At 66.8% G+C, this 17,626-nt stretch carries 11 protein-coding genes; 2 read left to right on the top strand and 9 right to left on the bottom strand.

The window, feature by feature from the left end:
• Window positions 1-218: 218 nt before the first annotated feature.
• The 3 genes from DMC64_RS36925 to DMC64_RS36920 form a co-directional block, all read right to left on the bottom strand.
• A complete protein-coding gene (locus DMC64_RS36925) occupies window positions 219-575 on the bottom strand; it encodes a hypothetical protein (RefSeq protein WP_125737285.1) in 357 nt (118 codons plus the stop codon).
• Between the two features lie 59 nt (window positions 576-634).
• A complete protein-coding gene (locus DMC64_RS42825; protein WP_158634301.1) occupies window positions 635-847 on the bottom strand; it encodes a hypothetical protein in 213 nt (70 codons plus the stop codon).
• Window positions 848-1,430: 583 nt separating this feature from the next.
• Window positions 1,431-1,781 carry a hypothetical protein gene (locus DMC64_RS36920; protein ID WP_125737284.1) on the bottom strand — a complete coding sequence of 117 codons (351 nt, stop codon included), beginning with the start codon at window positions 1,779-1,781 and terminating at the stop codon, window positions 1,431-1,433.
• Between the two features lie 279 nt (window positions 1,782-2,060).
• On the opposite strand from DMC64_RS36920, the gene DMC64_RS36915 reads away from it, so the two are divergent.
• Window positions 2,061-4,184, top strand: a complete 2,124-nt coding sequence (locus DMC64_RS36915; protein ID WP_125737283.1) for a cytochrome P450 — start codon at window positions 2,061-2,063, stop codon at window positions 4,182-4,184.
• A gap of 51 nt (window positions 4,185-4,235) precedes the next feature.
• Here DMC64_RS36915 and DMC64_RS36910 read toward each other — a convergent pair whose 3' ends face one another.
• The 6 genes from DMC64_RS36910 to DMC64_RS36885 form a co-directional block, all read right to left on the bottom strand.
• A complete protein-coding gene (locus DMC64_RS36910; protein WP_158634300.1) occupies window positions 4,236-11,144 on the bottom strand; it encodes a LamG-like jellyroll fold domain-containing protein in 6,909 nt (2,302 codons plus the stop codon).
• 451 nt (window positions 11,145-11,595) lie between these two features.
• Window positions 11,596-11,943, bottom strand: a complete 348-nt coding sequence (locus DMC64_RS36905; protein ID WP_158634299.1) for an antibiotic biosynthesis monooxygenase — start codon at window positions 11,941-11,943, stop codon at window positions 11,596-11,598.
• A gap of 11 nt (window positions 11,944-11,954) precedes the next feature.
• The gene (locus DMC64_RS36900; RefSeq protein ID WP_158634298.1) at window positions 11,955-13,340 is read right to left on the bottom strand and encodes an MFS transporter; all 1,386 of its coding nucleotides are present in this window, start codon (window positions 13,338-13,340) and stop codon (window positions 11,955-11,957) included.
• An 883-nt stretch (window positions 13,341-14,223) separates the two neighbouring features.
• Window positions 14,224-14,442, bottom strand: a complete 219-nt coding sequence (locus tag DMC64_RS36895; protein WP_125737280.1) for a hypothetical protein — start codon at window positions 14,440-14,442, stop codon at window positions 14,224-14,226.
• A gap of 214 nt (window positions 14,443-14,656) precedes the next feature.
• Window positions 14,657-15,670, bottom strand: coding sequence for a methyltransferase (locus DMC64_RS36890; RefSeq protein WP_158634297.1), 1,014 nt, complete (start codon window positions 15,668-15,670; stop codon window positions 14,657-14,659).
• A gap of 11 nt (window positions 15,671-15,681) precedes the next feature.
• Complete coding sequence (locus tag DMC64_RS36885; protein ID WP_125737278.1) at window positions 15,682-16,440, bottom strand: glucose 1-dehydrogenase; 759 nt, start codon at window positions 16,438-16,440, stop codon at window positions 15,682-15,684.
• A 462-nt stretch (window positions 16,441-16,902) separates the two neighbouring features.
• Between DMC64_RS36885 and DMC64_RS36880 the strand changes: the two genes are divergently transcribed.
• A complete protein-coding gene (locus DMC64_RS36880) occupies window positions 16,903-17,604 on the top strand; it encodes a terpene synthase family protein (protein ID WP_125737277.1) in 702 nt (233 codons plus the stop codon).
• Window positions 17,605-17,626: the final 22 nt, after the last annotated feature.

Genomic DNA, 17,626 nt, shown 5'->3' with positions numbered 1-17,626 from the left:
GTGAGGGGGGTGGTGATGGTGGTGATGACGTCGCGTGCGGTCACGCCGGCCGCGCCGGGGACGAGGGTGTCGAGATGTGCGGGGTCGATCTCGAGACGGTCACGCAGAGCGAACGCTGTTTTCCGGACGGCTCCGGCGCCGGAGTGGAACACTCCGGCGAACGCGCCTCCCAACGCGCCACCGACGAAGGACGAGGCCAGGGATGTGGTGTCCCAGCCTTACCGGTCGCCGTCGGCGATCTGACGGGCCTGGACACCGAAATCGGTGCCGCCCATGAGCGCGGCACCGAACGCGGCGAACCCGCCGGTCTTGATCGCGAGGTCTTTCGCGGTCTTGAGCAGGGCCTGCTTGGTGGCCTGGGACAGCCCGCCACGCACCGACGGTTCGCTCAGCCGCAGCACGAGAGCGCGCCAGATCGCGGTCAGCGCGACCCGGGCGGCGGCGATCACCACACCGGTGAACAGGGTCCCGATCACCGTGGCCAGCAAATCAATGATCGAGGCCAGGGTGAACGCGGCGAACACCACGAACATCACCTTGGTCTTGTAGACATCCGCCGCCGCGTTCTGCGACATCTTCGCCAGCTCACCCGCGGCCTCACCCAACCCGGCGAGGCCGTCGGGGATGGTGGAGCTCAGGAACTGGCCGAAGAACTCACGGTGTCACCCTGCAACGCCTGCGGGACCACACCGCCGGCTCGACGGGCCGCGGCCTCGTAGACCGCGGCCGCGTCCTTGGCCGCCTCCCACGCCTTCCACAACCCCACCAAACCCCGGTCATCCGACTCCGGCCACGACAACCCCAGCGTGACCTCAAGAAACCGCCGCACCTCCAGCGGAATACGCACACCCCCTCAACCACCGACTGACTCTCTCCCTTGCCCGACCAGCCCAACAGAACAAGGCGGTCCCGGCGGACCACCTGCAACCGTTGCAGACCGAGAACTCGCGGGAGCACCCGAACGACCCAGGTGTAGGGATTTATCGCGAACACCACTCCTGGATGGTCCACCGACCGACGGCCTCATGTGTCACACAAGCGGAATAATTCAGGCTGGACCCGGGACCTTGCTGGATGCCGGCTTCGGCGTCGCGAAGCCCGCGCCACCTGCGGCGAAGGGGACTTTCCGCGCGTGCGATCAGGGAAAGCTCCCTTCGCACCTCGCCGAGTACCCCCGAGCGCCGGTCCATGAAGGCCTCCTTCCCTACCCTGAGAGTAAGGAAGGAGGCCTTCACGGACTCGCATGGGCGCCTTGCCGTCCTTTATGGACTATTGGTGCAGTGATCAGCGTGCGCCACGAAGTCCCGCACCTCGGACTGCCCCGGACGGCAGAGTTCGCACCATGACACGTTTGCCTTGCCTCTCAATAGAACCGTCCTTACCGCTCACGAGGACCGATTCCGCGCGGGCCCGTGGTCAGCCGGACCTGATCAGTTCTGGACGATGTACTGGCCGCTGTCGTACACCGCGACGGCGGCGCCACGGCTCGCCGTGTAGCCGAATGAGCCGATGTACACGTCGGGGTTGTCCGCGTACACCACGTCGACCTGTTCCCACGAACCGTCGCCGTCGAATCTGAAGCGAACACATACCCCTTCGGCGGGGACCGTGGTGCTGCGCATTCCGGCGCGCCAGGGAAAACTGACGTAAGCGCCGTGGGTCGAGTGGTTGCACACGTCGATCTCGCCGGGGCCCGCCGCGGCGGCGACACCGGGGGCGAGCGCCATCAGTGCGACGGCGACGCTCGTGACCGAACCCCACCTGATCCATGCTCGCGACATTTCCAGTTCCTCCTAGGATTCCAGAAGCGGGACTGCGTGGTCAGTGTTCACCCGGAAGATTCGCCGGACAAGCAAAAACCAACAAGTGTCCCGAGGCGGGCGCTTTGAGGCAGGCGTGTTGGACGAAAGCATGAATCATCACCGGATTCACCGAATGCGTGGTATCTCGATCTGAGCCCATGGGGAGCTTTGCTGAGTTGCTGCTCCATTCGGGTGCGACCTGTTCCTCTTTCATTCTTCTCGCAAGAAACGTTCGATTCGAGGTTGGATGGTGTCCGAGTGCCCACATTTCGTCTCCCCGAGCTCGTTTTTCCTTTTCCGCGGAGGGAGCTTCGCCCGGAGGCCGAGCGGCTCAAGATCGAAACCTGCGAGTGGGGGATGCGGCACAATCTGATCGGGCCGCGAGGACGTGACAAACTCCTTTCGTCCGATCTGTTCGACTACGGCATCGGAGTGGCAGGCGACGCGCCCTATGACCGGGCGGCCGTGTTCGTCCGCTGGTTTCTCTGGATCTTCGTGGTGGACGATCTGGTCGATGCCGGTTCCTGGGAGCACAGCGATAGCCTCGAAGCCTTCGCGCGAACGGCGCTCGCCGCCAGGCATGCGCCGGAGCTCGCGCCGAACACCGATCCGACACTGCGCGTGCTGGCGGAGGATCTATGGCCGTCGACCGCGCGACTGGACGGTGGGGCCGAGTGGCTGGACACCTTCGCCGAGTCGGTTTCGTCCTGGTTGCTCGCGGAGGCGAAACTCGATGGGATCCGGCGCGGTCAACGGCCGTTGAGGCGGAGCGAGTATCTGGAGTTCCGTCGTCTGCTCAGCGGGATGGACATGGCCTGGGACCTGCTCGTCGTGATGACGGAGTTCGTAAGCCCGGTGGGGGACGTGGACAAGCTGACGAGGTGCGCCTCCGACATCGTGTCGTGGACGAACGACCTGTGCGGTATTGAGCGCGACCTCAGCTTCGGCGAGCCCAACCTGGTGACGCTGATCAAAGACGAAACGGCTTGCTCCTGGCAGGAAGCCGTCGACGCGGTCCATGACCGCTACCGTCGGTCGGTCCAGGAGTTCCAAGCGGAGTGCGCCGTTCCCACCGACGAGGCCACGGCTGCGTATCGCCGCCGGCTGTGTGATGCCGTGGCCACGGCGGTCGGCTGGCATCAGAGCTCCACCAGGTACCTCCAGGCCAACACCGGAACAGTGGACGTCGAACAGACGGCGCCGAGCCTTTTCTGGCGACAGTTCGACCGCGATCCGTACCCGCTGTACGCGCGGTTGCGGGACCATTTCCCGGTCGTCTGGGACGAATCGATGGAGACCTGGCTGGTCAGCCGGTACGAGGACGTCCGCACTGCCCTCACGGAGCTGAGCAGCAAACCGTACGAGTGGCAGCTGGCACCGGTGGCGGGGGTGACCATGCTCCAGCTGGACGAGCCCGAGCACCTCCCGAATCGGAAACTGGTCTCCGGGGCCTTCCACGGCCGGACGCTCGACCGCTGGGCGGAGGCCACCGAGCGGATAGTCGGGCTGCTTGTCGGACGTCTCCACGGGAAGGACCAGGTCGACCTGTTCGCGGACTTCTGCCGGGAGCTTCCGCTCAGGGTGATGCTGGTGGTGTTCGGCATCCCCGAAACCGACCTGGCGAAATGGAAGACCTGGACCGACGCGATCACCCGCTATTTCGGCAACTACCGCCAGGACCCCGAGCTGCTCCAAGCGGGATTGCGCGCGCGGCAAGCCGTGTCGGAGTATCTCGACCGGCACATCGCGGAGCGCCGCCGCGCCCCCGGCGACGATCTGCTCTCGGACGTGTGCGGCACCGTGGCGGACGGCGAGCGGCTCACCGACGAGATGATCAAGGCGTTCTGCACCGTCCTGATCGCGGCCGGCACCGAGACCGCCTACAAGGGCTTGGCGTCGCTGGTGGCCAACCTGCTCGACCATCCGGACGTGGCCGCCGCCGTGGCCGGGGACCGGGATCTGGCGCGTCAGGTGTGGGTGGAGTCGATCCGCAAGGACTCGCCCGTGCAGCTGGCGAATCGGTACACCGTCGAGGACTTCGAACTCGCGGGCACCCTGATTCCGGCGGGGGCGACCGTCACCTGTCTGCTCGGTTCCGCGAATCGGGATCCGAGCCGCTATCCCTTGCCGGAAAGGTTCGACATCCACCGTGGCACCGACGCGGCCGACGAGGTGCTCGACGCGGCCGGTCCAGGAATCGCTTTCGGCGCCGGGAGGCATACCTGTCTCGGCGCGCAGTTGACCCACATCGAGGCGCGCGCGGCGATGTCGGCCCTCCTGGACGCGATGCCACGGATGCGCTGGGCGGACGGATTCAGGCCGGCACACAGCGGGCGCGTGCTCCGTGGGCCGCGGCGGCTGCTGGTGACCACCGGCTGGTGACCCGCGACAGGCCGTGGAGAGGCTGGCGCCGCTCCACGGCCCGTCTGGCGGTCAGCTCAGCTGGTGGTAGGTCGCGAAGAGGTCGGCGACCACCTCTTTCTGGGAGGCCAATTCGGGCAGTACCCGGTCGATCGCGGCCCCGACCTGTTCGCGCAGCTCCCGCCGGTCGGTGAGCGCGGGGTCGATGTACGGCTCGATCCTGCGGACGAGCTCGTAGTCGCTGCCGATGTCGGCCGTCAGCATCGCCTTTTCGAGCGGAGCCGCGGCGCCCTCGGTCAACGGCGGGAGCTTGCGGCTGACGAAGGTGACCCGGTGCATCACCCGCCAGCACGGCGGCTTGTGCTCGGCCTGGCAGGCCCGTTTGAGTTCGATCGCGTTCGGATCGGCGGAGTCGAGCCAGGTGCGGTCGACGACCTTGCCGTAGAAGTCTTCGAAGTTCGCGTTGTCGCTGTCGAGGTAGAAGGTCATGAACCGGTAGGCGTCCACCCGGCCAGGAACCTCCTCCGGCGTTCCCTTGGCATCGAAGACGGGGTTGAAGTCCTTGTCGTACTTCTGCATGTCACCCGGTGTGTCGACTTTCACCTCCAGGCTGAACGAGCGGCTCGCCTCCTTGCTCTTGGCACGGGTCCGGCTGATGCTTCCGCCGAAGGAGGCGTCCATCTGGAACCCGAGGCCGACGCCGAAGACCTCGAACCCGGTGGACAGACCGACCGAAGCCATCCCCGTGAACCGATAGGACCCGGTGGTGGTCTCGGTGACCATGTCGGTCAACCCGGTGGATTCCGCGAAGAAGCCGCCGTCCGCGGACCAGACGTAGGTGTTGACGATGTCTCGGCGCGCGAAGCTGTCCCCTTCCTTGCCCTGACCCCCGTTGGCGCCCGGCCCGGGGATCGGCCCGGTGAAGCGGCTGAGCAGTTCACGGGCCCGTTCCTGCGTCGGATCCTCGCCCAGCGGGCTGTTGGAGACACCCGTGTAGTACGCCTGCCTGCGTTGCTGGTCTTCCACGATCCGGCGTTTGAGCCGGTAGGCCTCGGCGGGTTTGAAGTAGCTGCGTTCCCCCTGGCCCTCGACGTCGGCGTAGGCGTCGTCCTGTCGTTTGACCCACACCTCCTCTCCCGCCGTGTTCTTCTGCTTGACGTAACCGGCCATACCGTCCAAGGTGCCCTGTTTGGTGTAGCGATCGTTGATCTTGAACGGCAGCAGGTTCCAGTCGCGCGGGATGTCGGGGTTGGGCAGCATCCGGTAGGCGACGACGGCTCCGCTGTGCCGCACACGCAGAGCGAAAACGTCGGCGGTCTCGGACTGGACCAGGGCGTAACCGGTGTTGGACGGGGCGAAGCGCCGCCCGCCGTTCTCCACCATCGCCCGCTTGTCCGCCTCCGAGGCCGGTTCGGCCTCCCAGCCACCGCTGAGCCCGACCGAAGTGACGCGGCTGGTGTCGGTGTCTTCGGACACTTCGGTCTGGTCACCCCAGCCGTTTGAGAACTCCAGCGAGCCACCGCCCTCGACGGCGAAATCGGTCTCAACGGCCGGGGTCGCCGTCCCGATGCCGAACGGCGCGGTGATCAGCAGTGTGTCGGGGCCGGCGCTGGTGGACAGTTTGAACGCCGTCGCCGCGTCGAGGCTTTTCTCGCTCGCGGACGACAGGGTCTGCACGACCTGGTCGGCTTGACGGAATTCGACCGTGGTCGCGTTGATGTAGCTGAGCGAATTGGGCCTGCGAGTGGCGATGAGGTTCTCGGACGGGATCGGAGGCGCTCCTTCGATGTAGCCGATCAGCTGGGGATCGAACTGCACCTGCCCCACCCATTCCGAGACGAGGTCCCCCAGCTTGTAGCCGGTGATGAGGTTCCAGGTGCCGTCCTGGACGTAGGCGTAAGCCCGCTTGAGGACGCCCCGGGTGGACCGGTCGTGCCCGCGCTGGACGTCCGCGTACTCGCTCACCGACGGGACCGCCGAGATCGTCTGGACGAACCTGGGCTGGCCGGTCGCGAACACCGGCCGCACCTCGGGGGTCTCCGAGGAGATGGGCGCGGTGGACATCAGTGTGGTGGGCCGTCCGTCACCGGTCGCCAAAGCCAGGTCGAAACCGCGCGGGCCGTGGTCGAGCAGTTCGTCCGCGTCCTGTTCGGTGGACTCGTCGTCGAACGGATAGTAGGCGAGAAGGTCGGTGCTTTCACCGGTCAGCCGTCCGAAGAGGTTGTCGAGGATCTGTTCTTCCTCGCGTGTGGTGCGCCAGACGCGGACCTCCTCCAGCACCCCGAGATAGCGATCGGTCGTCCCGTCGGCGGCGGCTCGCCCGCCCAGGGTGAATTGCGACGGCCCGTAATCCCCGCCCGCCGGAGCCGAGGCGCCGGTGAGCGAGGTCGCCTGTGTCGCCTTGCCGTCGATGTAGAACCGGAAGGTGCTGCCCTTCGGGTCGGGGTTCTTGGTCCATTTCGGACCGTTCAGCCGGGCGACGTGGGCTCCCGATTCGTCCTTGGCCGCGTTGCCTTCGTTCTCTTCGAAACGCCAGTGGGCGATCAGCCCTTGCGGGCGGATCGTGTCTTCCACGGAGTTCGCGGTTCCTGGCGCCGACGGATCGGCGGGTGGCAGGTCGGTGCCGAGGTCTTTCGCCTCCCTGGCGACGTTCCAGATCCGGATCTCGCTGATCTCACCGGTGAAGGACGAGGTGGTCGCGCCCCGGCGGGTCCGGCCGATGTCCAGCGGCCCCGGATGGGACAGTTCAGGGGCGTCGTCATGGCGAACCGAACCGGCGCCCTTCCCGTCGATGTGGAAGGAGATCTCCGACCACTGCTTGACGACGAGGGTTTCGATCGTGTCCACCAGCATCTTCACCGGTTTGCCCGCCGCGTCGAGCGCCGAGATCTCTCGCGAGCCCTTCTTCTCCTCCCGTGAATCGCCGAGTTTCCGCACGACGGCGATCCGGTGGAACGTGCCTGCCGTGATCGCGTCCCGTGAGGTGTGGCTGACCAGCACGCCGTCGCTGTTCTCGAAGGAGAACACCAGCTTCCCCGTCGCGGAAAGCCCGAGCTGATAAGGGACTTTGTGCCCGCGCCCGTCGTCCGCGCGCCCCTTGGCCAGCAGTCCTTGCGGCGAGCCGAGCTCACCCGTCCGCAGGAAGACCTCGAGGGTGAGGTCGCGGCCGATGTTGAGGTCACTCGCGTGCGGTGCCTCGGCGTGGACTCCGTTGCCGAACTCGAGGGCCCACGACTGCCGGAACGTCGCGGCGACGTGACTCCACCGGTCAGGGGGCACGGTGGCGCTCGACGTGACGAAACGGTCACCCACCCCGGCGATCAAGGGGCGTGGCCCGTCCGCCTTGTTCGTCGCCGCCGGGCCGAAACCGAAGGTGAACCGGGAATCGGTGCTCGCGTCCCCGGTATTGGCGTGCACGACTCTGCGCAGGTCCTCCGCCGTCGCACCCGCCGCGGGACGGACCCAGGCCTCGATGGTGAGATCGTCGGCCAGCCGGGCGGCGGACAAGTCGGCCGTCGATGGCAACGCGGGCGGTGCCGAAGTGGCAGCGAAGTTCAGCGCGCGGCCGGGCAGGTCGCTCCACCATTGCGGCGGCTGGGCTTCGCCACCTTCGGCCGCCTCTCCGTCGGCGACGACCCCGTCACCGTCACCGACGGAGGAGATGACCACCGCGGTCACATAGCGCGATCCGTAGCGGGCCTGCGGCCCGGGGCGACTGTGCGTGACCAGATCGGGGCCGTGGGAAACGGACCACACCGTCGCATCATCCGGCACAGTGCCCGGATCGCCCTGCACGGATATCTCGGTCGCCCCGGGCGCCACCGCCGAGGTGACGACGAAGGTCTTTTCGCCCACGGTGACCAGGCTGCCCTCGGCGAGCGCGCGGACCGCTCCGGGAGCGGCCAAGGTGAGGCATCCCTGCTTCACCCCGGCGAGCGGTCCGACGGCGAGGGGCTCACGCCGCCGGCCGTTGAGCGTGGCGGCGAAGTCCTCGGCGGACCGGGGGAGGAGCCGCCAGGTCTCGGTGTCGCCACCGTGGACACTCAGGGTCAGTGAGCATCGATCCGGGCGTCCGGAGTCCCCCGCGGTGACGGAGATCGCCATGGTCGCCAGATCGACACTGGCGTCCCGCGCGGTCAGCAACACGGTCGTGCCGTGTCCTGCCGCCAGCCGTCTGGTCGACCGATCGACGTTGGTGTCGTAGAAGACACCGGTCAGCCTGCCTCGTTCGTCCCGGTAGTAGAGCCCCAGCGAACCGGTGCCGCTCGGCGAAAGGAACGGCGAACCCGAGGTGGTCGCGAAGCCCAGCAGCGCACCGGACCAGCCGAGGCCCAACCGGTCCTGCCCCAGATGCGACATGGGGAAGGACCGGGTGCTGCGGCCCTTCGTGCCGTCGGTGATCACGCCGAGGCGGCGTTCCTTGTTCTCGATCTCCGTGGTCAGCTCGGTGATCTCCGCGTCCCAGGCGAGGAAGGCGGCTTTCGCGCCGGAAATGGCGTCGACACGTGCGAAGGCGGCTTTCACCGCCGCGACGGCTGCTGTTTCGGCGTCACCGGAAGGAGTGATCGGAACGGGATACAGTTCGAGCATCTCCCCGTTGTAAGCCGTGTACCCCGAGTAGTCCCGGATCGCCAGTTTGCCGGACCACCAGCAGACAGCCTCTCCATAGCCGTGGCTGCCGTAGACGTATTTCCCCTCTGCCTCATCAGACGGCCTGCCGTATCCGCCGCCAATGGTGTGCGCCTGGAACAGAACTCCCGCGCCATCACCGAGGGTGACGTCGGGATAGCGCCCAGGCGCGCTCAAGGCCTTCCCCGCTTTGACGCTCGTCAGCCTGCCGAGGACCGGGTCCCACTCCCACTGATCCGCCTCGTCTTCCGTGGCGGGATCCGATACGGCGGTGGGGGTGAATTCTCCGGCTTTCGTCCCGGTTCGCACGGTTAGGTGACGCATCCCGCCCGTGGCGCCACTCGTGGCGTAGACGACACAGGACGCGCGTTTCCCGCGTCCGGTGAGGGAAGCGGTGGCTTTGGCGAGGGCGTCCTTGAGTGCCGCTTGTGCCAGGTAGGGAGCCTTCACATCATTCTGAAGAGCCCGCTTGCCCTCGTCCGCCTTCTTCAGCCGCTCTCGCAGGGTCGCGAGCTCGGCCCGTAGGCGGTTCTCCTCGCCGGGGTCCACTTCCTCCGCGGCCGTGCCGACGACCGGCAGATCGACCACGTCGGGTAGTTGGGCCGCCCGGCCGTCGCGCCCGATAGCCAGATCGAGGGCGGCGATGCGACCCGGCGCGTTGTCCGCTTCCGTCTCGCTGTGTGAGCCCCAGGCGAGGAGAAGCCGTGCCTGGCGTTTGAGCGGACGGACGGCCCCGTCGCCCACCACTCCCTCTTCCTGCTGATGGTAGAGAGTGGCGGCGAGCCCGCTCGTCACCCTGCGGCCCGCCACCACGAACGAATCACGCCGGATACCGGGGTGATCGGCGACCGGTGCCCCGGAGACGGTCCACTCGACCACCCCCGACGACGTGGCATGGGCCGCACGCGGGCTCTGGTCGAAGCAGGTCTTGCCGCTTCCCTCGTCGAAACGGTAGTAAGCCACCAAATCCGGCTCGTCGCCCACCAGGCGCCGCCTCATCGTGTCCACGATGTTCTGCGGGCGCCGGGCGCAGGTCCAGACACGCACTTCGTCCACCACCCCGGTGAACCGGTGCTCCGTGCCGGTCTTCGCGCCGATGAGCAGTTTCTTCCCGGCGACCGCCTTGCCGAGCGCCGACGGCGCGAGATGACGCCCGTCGGTGGCGAGGGTCGCTTCCGTGCCGTCGTAGCGCACGGCCACATGGGTGTACTCGCCGGCTTTCAGGGTGGCTTCCGCTGTGGCGCGCACGGCGCTCTCACCATGGCTCACCATGAGCAGCCCGGTTTCCTCCACGGTCACACCGATCCCGGCCTCGCCGGTGGACAGAACCGTTCCCGTGCCGCCGTCCCACCTGATCCAGGCCTCGATCGTGTAAGGCCCTTGCCCCAAACCCGGAGGAGCGGGCGCCTCCACGTGACCTCGGCCGGCCAGCAGCAAGGCGGATTCCGCGAAGCGATGATCGGGTTCGACCGGCACCAAAGGGCGGCGGGTGAACGGGCAGACACCAGGCGAGCGTTCGAGTACCGAGTCGCGGTGGGCGGGATCGGGGCTCGTGTACAGGAGGGAACCGCGCGTGCCGAACAGCCCGTCCTCGTCCTGATCGACGTTGATCGAATCGATCTGTCCCGAGCGGGCGTTGTACACGAAGAACTGCCAGCGGCTCGAACCCGAGACGGCGGTCGGTACCACCAGTACGGTGAACCTTCCGTCGGTGAGTGGCCCCGCGAAACCCAGTTCAAGGGTCGGTTCGAGAAAGGGTTTCTCGTTCATGTCGGTGCTGCCGAGGGTGTCCTTGGCGGACGCGGGGCGGGTCCGGTGCCTGCTGCGCCGGTACCGGACCTCCCGGACCGGACGCAATTCCCCGCCGGCAAGGACGAACCGGTCGCACAGCAGCGCGTCCGGCGCCACCGCGACCGCCGCCGCCCCCTCGCTCTTTCCTGACAACGCCCCGCTTTCGGTACGGACGACGGCGTCGGCGTGCCCCGCCGCGATCGCCTGCCGGAAGAGGAAGATGTGCTTGCCGTCCGAGACGACCTGGAACGGCGCCAAAGCCGTCAGCCTGCCTGTGCCCGACAGGAATTCGTCGATCTCGTCGTCGGGGATGACGTCGTCGGGATCTTCCGCCTCCCGCCCGCCCGCGCGCACCCGGGGCAGTGAATCCGCCCCCAAGGCGGCGTAACCCGCCCTCGCCAGTTCGCGGGGAAAGACGGCCGGGCGGGGATCATCGGCCCAGTGACGGACGTCCAGTTCCGCGTGCCCGGGCTCGTCTTCCGTGGATTCGCGTGGAGTGGCGTCCAGATCGAGGACGCTGTAGTGGAGACGCCGTTCGTCATCGAGCGCGAACGAAACCACGACCCCTTGATGCCGAAGCATCGTGGTATGTACATAAGTGCGATCGCCGTAGGTTTTCCTTCTGCTGCCGGCGGGCTTTTCGCTGGGCACGGAACACAGTCCTTCCGAGGGGTGACACGATCCTCGATCGACTGTGCAGGATGATGATCATCCGGGATAGCGTCCGCATGGGTACACCGAGCGAAATACCTGAATGGCGGGGGAATATTGCCTTTGCGTGTTCGGCGGCAATACGTCGGTACACTCGATGGAGTTCCTGCGTCACCCGGTATGTCCTTTGTGGACTATTTTGGTCGGGGGCGAATGTCGAGTCCGTGAAGGCCTCCTTGAGGGACTCTGGGTCCCTCAAGGAGGCCTTCACGGACCGGTGCCCGGGACGGTCGTGACCGTCTCTTGTGGACGGTAAAGATGAGGTATTTCGTTGAGTCGCGGCCAAGCCGAAGCTTCGTGGTCAGTCGCGGGCAGGCGTCGCGATCCAGTGTCCGGTGTCTGCCGCGCCCTCCTCGGAGTAGACGTGGCGGTGCGCTTCGTAGATCGAAGGGTGTCCTTTGATGCCGGGCACCTGGTACTCCGTGGGCGGGTACTCCTCGTGTGCCTTGCGCCAGGCTTCCGCGCTCGTCCAGCGGGCGATGTTGACGTATCGGAAGGAGCTGTCACCCACCTCGGTGTTGCGATGCAGATGCGCCTCCAGGAGCGCGCCCGTTTTCCGGAAGGTTTCCGAGGTCCGGTCCCAGTTCGCGAGGAATTCCTCCTCCCGCTCGGGCGGGACGATGAAGACGTTGATGAGGGTGGCTTCCACGAGCTTCCTTTCTATCGCGCGAGTTCTTCGAGGGATCGCTGCCGGGTCTCGATCCCGAGCTTGAGGAAGACGACGAGGCCGATGACCAGTCCCGCGCCGAAGACGACGAACGCGATGACGATGCCGTTGGGCCGTTCCACGAGCAAGCCGAGCACGACCGGCGAGACGACTGCGGCGAGGCTGCGCAGCGAACTTCCGACGTTGGTCGCCCAGGCCCGCATTCGGGTCGGGTAGAGCTCGGCGCTGTACATGTAGATCAGCGGCGCGTTGATGTTGACGCCGATCAGCACGATCGCGCCGGACGCGAACAGCATCTGCCAGCCGCTCGCGCCGAAGAGCCCGATCGAAACGACGCCGAGCACGGCTCCGACCAGGGCCAGCGAGTACCCGGTGATGAACCAGAATCGGCGTCCGATCCGGTCCAGGGTCAACGCCGCGATGTACAGCACGATCAGATCTCCGACCGTGATGGCGCCGGTCAGCAACGACGCCGCGGACGGCGAGAGGCCGCCGATCTTCACCAGCAAGGTGGGCATGAAGGTGGTGAAGCCCCACAGGGCGAAGAATGTGGTCAACCAGGTCGACCAGAGCAAGATGGTGCGACCGCGGTACTCGCGGCCGAGTAACTCGCCGAACCGGGTTCGACCGCGGGATATGGACGTGACAGCGGGCGCGGCCTGCGTGGCCGGCGCCGGGCCGTCGGGCAGGTCCACCGCGCGCTCCATTTCCGCGACGACACGGTCGGCTTCGTCGACGCGCCCTCGTTCGACGAGGTAGCGGGGTGACTCGGGCAGCCGGAACCACGCCCACGCCGCCGTCACCAGTGGGAGCGCGCCGAGCAGGAACAGGCCGCGCCAGGCTGTCTCCGGCGGGAACACCGCGAGGAACACGCCGCCGACGAGAGAGGCGAGCAGGATTCCCCAGATGAACAGGCTTTCGTACAGGGTGACGATCCGGCCTCGCGCGTTCGCCCTGACGAACTCGTTGAACATCGCCGCGGCGACCGGGACCTCGGCGCCCAGTCCGATTCCCTGCACCAGCCGTAGCACCATCAGGCTGTCGACGCTCCACGAGAACGCCGCGGCGAGGGAGAGCCCGCCGAAGATGAGCGACGAAACGATGTACGCCCACTTGCGGCCGTAGCGCTCCGACAGGATTCCGAAGCCGACAGCGCCCACCATCTGGCCGACGTAACCGGCGGCGATGAGGGGGCCCGCGACGGAGAGCGGCGCGCCGAACGTCGTGAGGATCGAGGTCATGGCGACCGCGACGACGAGGCCGTCGAAGGAGTCGATCAGCGTGCCGACGCCCAGGATCGACGCGACCCTGAGGTGGACGCGGGTGAACGGCAGGCGTTCGAGCCGGGTGAGCACGTCGGTGCCGGGAGGTGACTCCACGGTCGGACCGTGCGCGTTCGACGGGGGCGACAAATCGGGCATGGCGGATTTTCTCTCTTTGGGCGAGGCGGGGGGGAAGGTACGAGACCGGGCGAGGCCGAGTCGGGATCTCACCCGGTCTGGTGGTCCTTGCCGTTATGAGGTCCTTTTCGGACTTGGCATCGACCGGTGACCACCCTGGTGCCGAAGGAGGAATCGGGCACGATCGTGTGAGCGGCGGACTGGTCGCCCGGCGTGTCGGCGCGGTCGATCGGCCGCTGCCGTTCTGCCGGGCCCATGCCCCAGCGCAGGGAACTTGACTGGCATCCATATCCGTTTCGCTCATCCGAGGAATCGACCACCGGTACGGTCGGCACGGCGATCGGGGACGCTCATATTCGGGTACGAGACGAGAACGTGCGAACACGGGGAGCGACCGAGGGTGAGTCGTAGGGGAAGCACTCACCAACTCGGACGTCCGGTACTCGATCACCGGTGACGCGGCCGGGCGCGGGGGTCGTGAGTGCTTGGGTTCGGTCAGGTCAAGGGCGCGGAATGGACACGCCGAACCTTGATGATCTCGCGTTTCGCTTCCCCGAATGCTCGGTCTTTCAACGCGGCAGACTCGGATGAGGCGGGCCGTCGCGCCCGGTCACGTCATCACGCGCTTCCGAATGGAGCTTGTGGACTATGCGGTCCAGGTTCCCGTGTGGAAGCGGGAGTTGCGGACTCGATCCGAGGGAAACCCACAGGACGGCGAGAAGATGCGATCCGGCGGACTGTTCGGGGCAACCGACCATAGTCACTGCCTTCGGTTCGACCACCTCGATCGCCCCTCCGGTATCGGAGAGGGGCGATCGAGGATAGTGGCCGCCACGGTTCCCTGACAGCCGATGGTTGCCGATCAGCGATTGGTGAAGAGATAGACGGGCCCGCGCGGAGAAATGACGAAATCGCAGCGTTCGAATTGGCCCGCCCACTTGCCCATGATGCAGGCTCCCTGGGCCGCCTCCATTGTCGGATACTCCCCACGATTGACTGGCTCCACAGCAGAGCTGCCGGGGGCAACCGCTATCAATGTCGCAAGAGAGACCAGAAGGACGGCAAGAGACTTCTTGATCACTGGCACTCCACTCTGTCGTCGACCACATGCTTGTTATCCGGCTGTAATGTGTCAGAACGCCGATAGAGGTAGATGGATCTCATCTTCGTGCCCTGATTTCAGAGGGTCTTCCCTCACCAATGACGAGCGAGGATCGAGCAGGGCAAGGGAAGCCGACGCGGGACCTGCCGTGCTTCGGGAGCGACGTCACCGGTCTGTCCGCTCGGGCTTGCGCTCAGCGCAACGTCGCTTCAATGATCGCGAAGGGGGTCGGAGTGGGTACCACGCGATTGAGCGTGAAGCCGTTCCGGCCGAGCAGGTCGCGCCACTCGGTGGCGGTCCTTTCCCGCCCGCCGAGCATGGCCAGCATGGTGAGATCGATCGCCGCGGTGAACGCCGAAGCGGTCTCGTCGGGAAGTACCATCTCGATCAGGACGAGTCGCGCGCGAGCGGGTGCCGACCGGGCGATATTCGCCAGGATGCGGCCGGCTTGCGTGTCGTCCCAATTGTGCAGTACGACGGAGAGAATGTAGATGTCCGCGGCGGGGACGGTGTCGAAGAAACTTCCGCCGACGACGCGGACCCGGTCGTCGTCCGCCGCGGCGACCTTGCTCGTCGCGCCCGCCACCACTTCGGGCAGATCGAAGAGGATCCCGGCTCGCGCCGGATAGCGGGCCAGCAGACGGAGGAGCACCGTTCCGTCCGAACCGCCGATATCGGCGACGACCTCGCCCGGTGGGAGGTCGTATCCGTCGAAGAAGTCGTCGTCGCGGCCGCCGAGACCGGCGGCCATCGCCGAGTTCTGCAACCGGGTGAGGTGGTCCGACTCGGTGATCCAGTCGAAGAACGGCATGCCGAGATGGTGCCGCGCGGCAGGCTGCCCGGTGCGCGCCGTATGCAGCAGGTCTTGAAAAGGCAGGTAATGGGTCTGCCTGAAGTATCGCGCGATGTCCCTCACCGATCCGGGCACGCCCGAAGCGAGGCTCTTACCCAGCGGAGTCACCGAGACAAGGCCACTGGTCAGCTCGAAGACTCCATAGGGGACCAGGATCCGGATCACCCGGGTCAACGCGTCAGCGTCGGCGCCGACGCGCTGTGCGAGGTCCGCGACCGTTCGCGGCCCGTCGAGCAGCAGGGTGGCCAGGTCCAGCTCGGCCGCGACGAACACGGCCTGGGACATCTGGAACCCGGTCAGCAGCTCCATCATGCGCACCGAGTGCGCTGTCTGATCCGAGGTCTCGGTGGTCATGGGTGCCCCTCTCATCGCGCGGTCATGCCACCGTCGACGGCGAGAGGGTGACCGGTGACGAACGAAGCGGCGTCGGAGCACAACCAGGCGATCGCTTCCGCCACCTCGGACGGCTCCGCGAGCCGGCCGACGGGATGCATGCCTCGCGCGAACTCCTCGGTGACGATCCCCTGCTGAAGGAGCCGGTCGAGCATCGGGGTGCGGACCACGCCGGGGCATACGGCGTTCACCCGGATTCCTTCGGTCGCATATTCGAGCGCGGTCACACGGGTCAAGCCGATCACCCCGTGTTTCGCGGCCACGTACGCCGAGAGCCCCTCGTCCACCCCGACCAGCCCGGCGGCCGACGACATGTTCACGATCGCCCCTCGGGAAGGCTGCCGGAGCATCTGCGCCACCTCGTGTTTGAGGGCGAGGCGGACACCGGTGAGGTCGACGGCGATGACCCGGTTCCAGTTGTCGTCCGAGGAGTCGTGCAGCCGGGTACGTTCGCCGTCGACACCGGCGTTGTTCACGGCGCAGTCGAGGCTCCCGTAAGTGTCCACCGCCGACTTGATCATGGCCTTGACACCGGATTCGGTGGTCACGTCCGCGGCCACGAACGTCGCCTTACCGCCGTCGGCGATGATGCTGTCCGCGACCTTCGAGCCGTTCTCCTCGTCGATGTCGGCCACCACCACCGCGGCCCCGTGCCTGGCCAGCACCACCGCGGTGGCTTGGCCGATCCCGTTCGCCGCGCCCGTCACGAGCACTGATTTACCGGCAAGCATGAGCGGTCACCTCCGCTCGGAACCGTGACACCGCCACCGGCGATTGCGGAACGCCTGTTCCACACGATGGAATGCCGAATGTCGTATCACCCGACGTTCCATCGGGTGGTACGGCGGGTAACACCCGTTCGAGCTACTGCTTAATCTGCCCTTGCGAGGGTGGTTACCGCAGCTTGAAGGGGTGCTCCGATGGTTTCGTCCGCGACTGCCTCGCCCGTCCGGGTGGCGATGTGGTACCCGATGGCCTGGGACGAAAGGCCGGCAGCAAGCTTGCTGGAGGCAGTCGGCGGAAGTCTGCGGGAGTGGGCCGGCAGGGCCACCCTCATTCCGGGAGGCTACCCCCGTGATCTCGTCCCGCTGCGGCACGCCGAACTTTTCGCTTGCCACTCCTACCCCGAAGGTGACCCCGAACGCCTCACCGTGATCGCGCGGCTGCTGACCTTGTGGACGATGGATGACGACGTGAGCGAGCGTTGGGGGGTCGGCGAAGCCCACGCGCAAGCCGTCCTCGGCGTACTGCGAGGGACGAGCCTGCCAGGCGCCGACCCTTACCTTCGCGAGTGGGCTTCGGTGGGCGCGGCCCTGCGTGACGCCGATATGAGCGAGGACTGGCTCCAGCTGTTCTTCGGCCATCTGGAAACGTGGTACGCGAGCGCTCGGCACCCGGAGCGAGGTCGGCGGGAGGCCCTGGAACAGTACTGGCGACGACGGCTGGACGGCACCGGGGCCGTCCCCTGGCTGGACCTGCTCGAGTACGTGCACCGGCGAGAACTGACGCCCGAGCAACGGAACACCGAGCCGGTACGGAACGCCTACGTATTCGCCGCCGAGGACTACGTGCTGGCTTTCAATGATCCGACTTCGGTGGAACGGGACGCGCGACAGCAGGTGCCCAACCTCTGCACCTTGGTCGCGGACGAGCGATCCATCACTCCGGCCGAAGCCGCCGCCGAATTGGCGCGGCAGCATCTGCTTCGAGTGCGAAGGCGTCAAGCCGAGGTCAAGACCGCTCGGCGTACGCACCCGGACTTGACCTGGTGGCTCGACCGAGCCTGCGTCCACCACCTGGGCATGGCACGGGCACATGTTCCGGACCGTTCGCGGTACGGCGAACTCCAGACCGTTTCCGGGTCGTCGTTCCACATCCGGGTGATCACCAGCTGAGCGTGGGAAACCCGCCACCGCA

The organism is Amycolatopsis sp. WAC 04197, from assembly GCF_003947475.1.
In the GTDB taxonomy this organism is placed as follows: Bacteria; Actinomycetota; Actinomycetes; order Mycobacteriales; family Pseudonocardiaceae; genus Amycolatopsis; species Amycolatopsis japonica.
Note: the sequence above shows the minus strand (reverse complement) of the source record. Positions and strands in the feature narration are given on the sequence as shown.

Bases quoted from the DNA above. Each gene is read 5' to 3' on its own strand.
- DMC64_RS36925 (WP_125737285.1), bottom strand. From the start codon at position 575: ATGTCGCAGAACGCGGCGGCGGATGTCTACAAGACCAAGGTGATGTTC.
- DMC64_RS36920 (WP_125737284.1), bottom strand. From the start codon at position 1,781: ATGTCGCGAGCATGGATCAGGTGGGGTTCGGTCACGAGCGTCGCCGTC.
- DMC64_RS36890 (WP_158634297.1), bottom strand. From the start codon at position 15,670: ATGACCACCGAGACCTCGGATCAGACAGCGCACTCGGTGCGCATGATG.
- DMC64_RS36885 (WP_125737278.1), bottom strand. From the start codon at position 16,440: ATGCTTGCCGGTAAATCAGTGCTCGTGACGGGCGCGGCGAACGGGATC.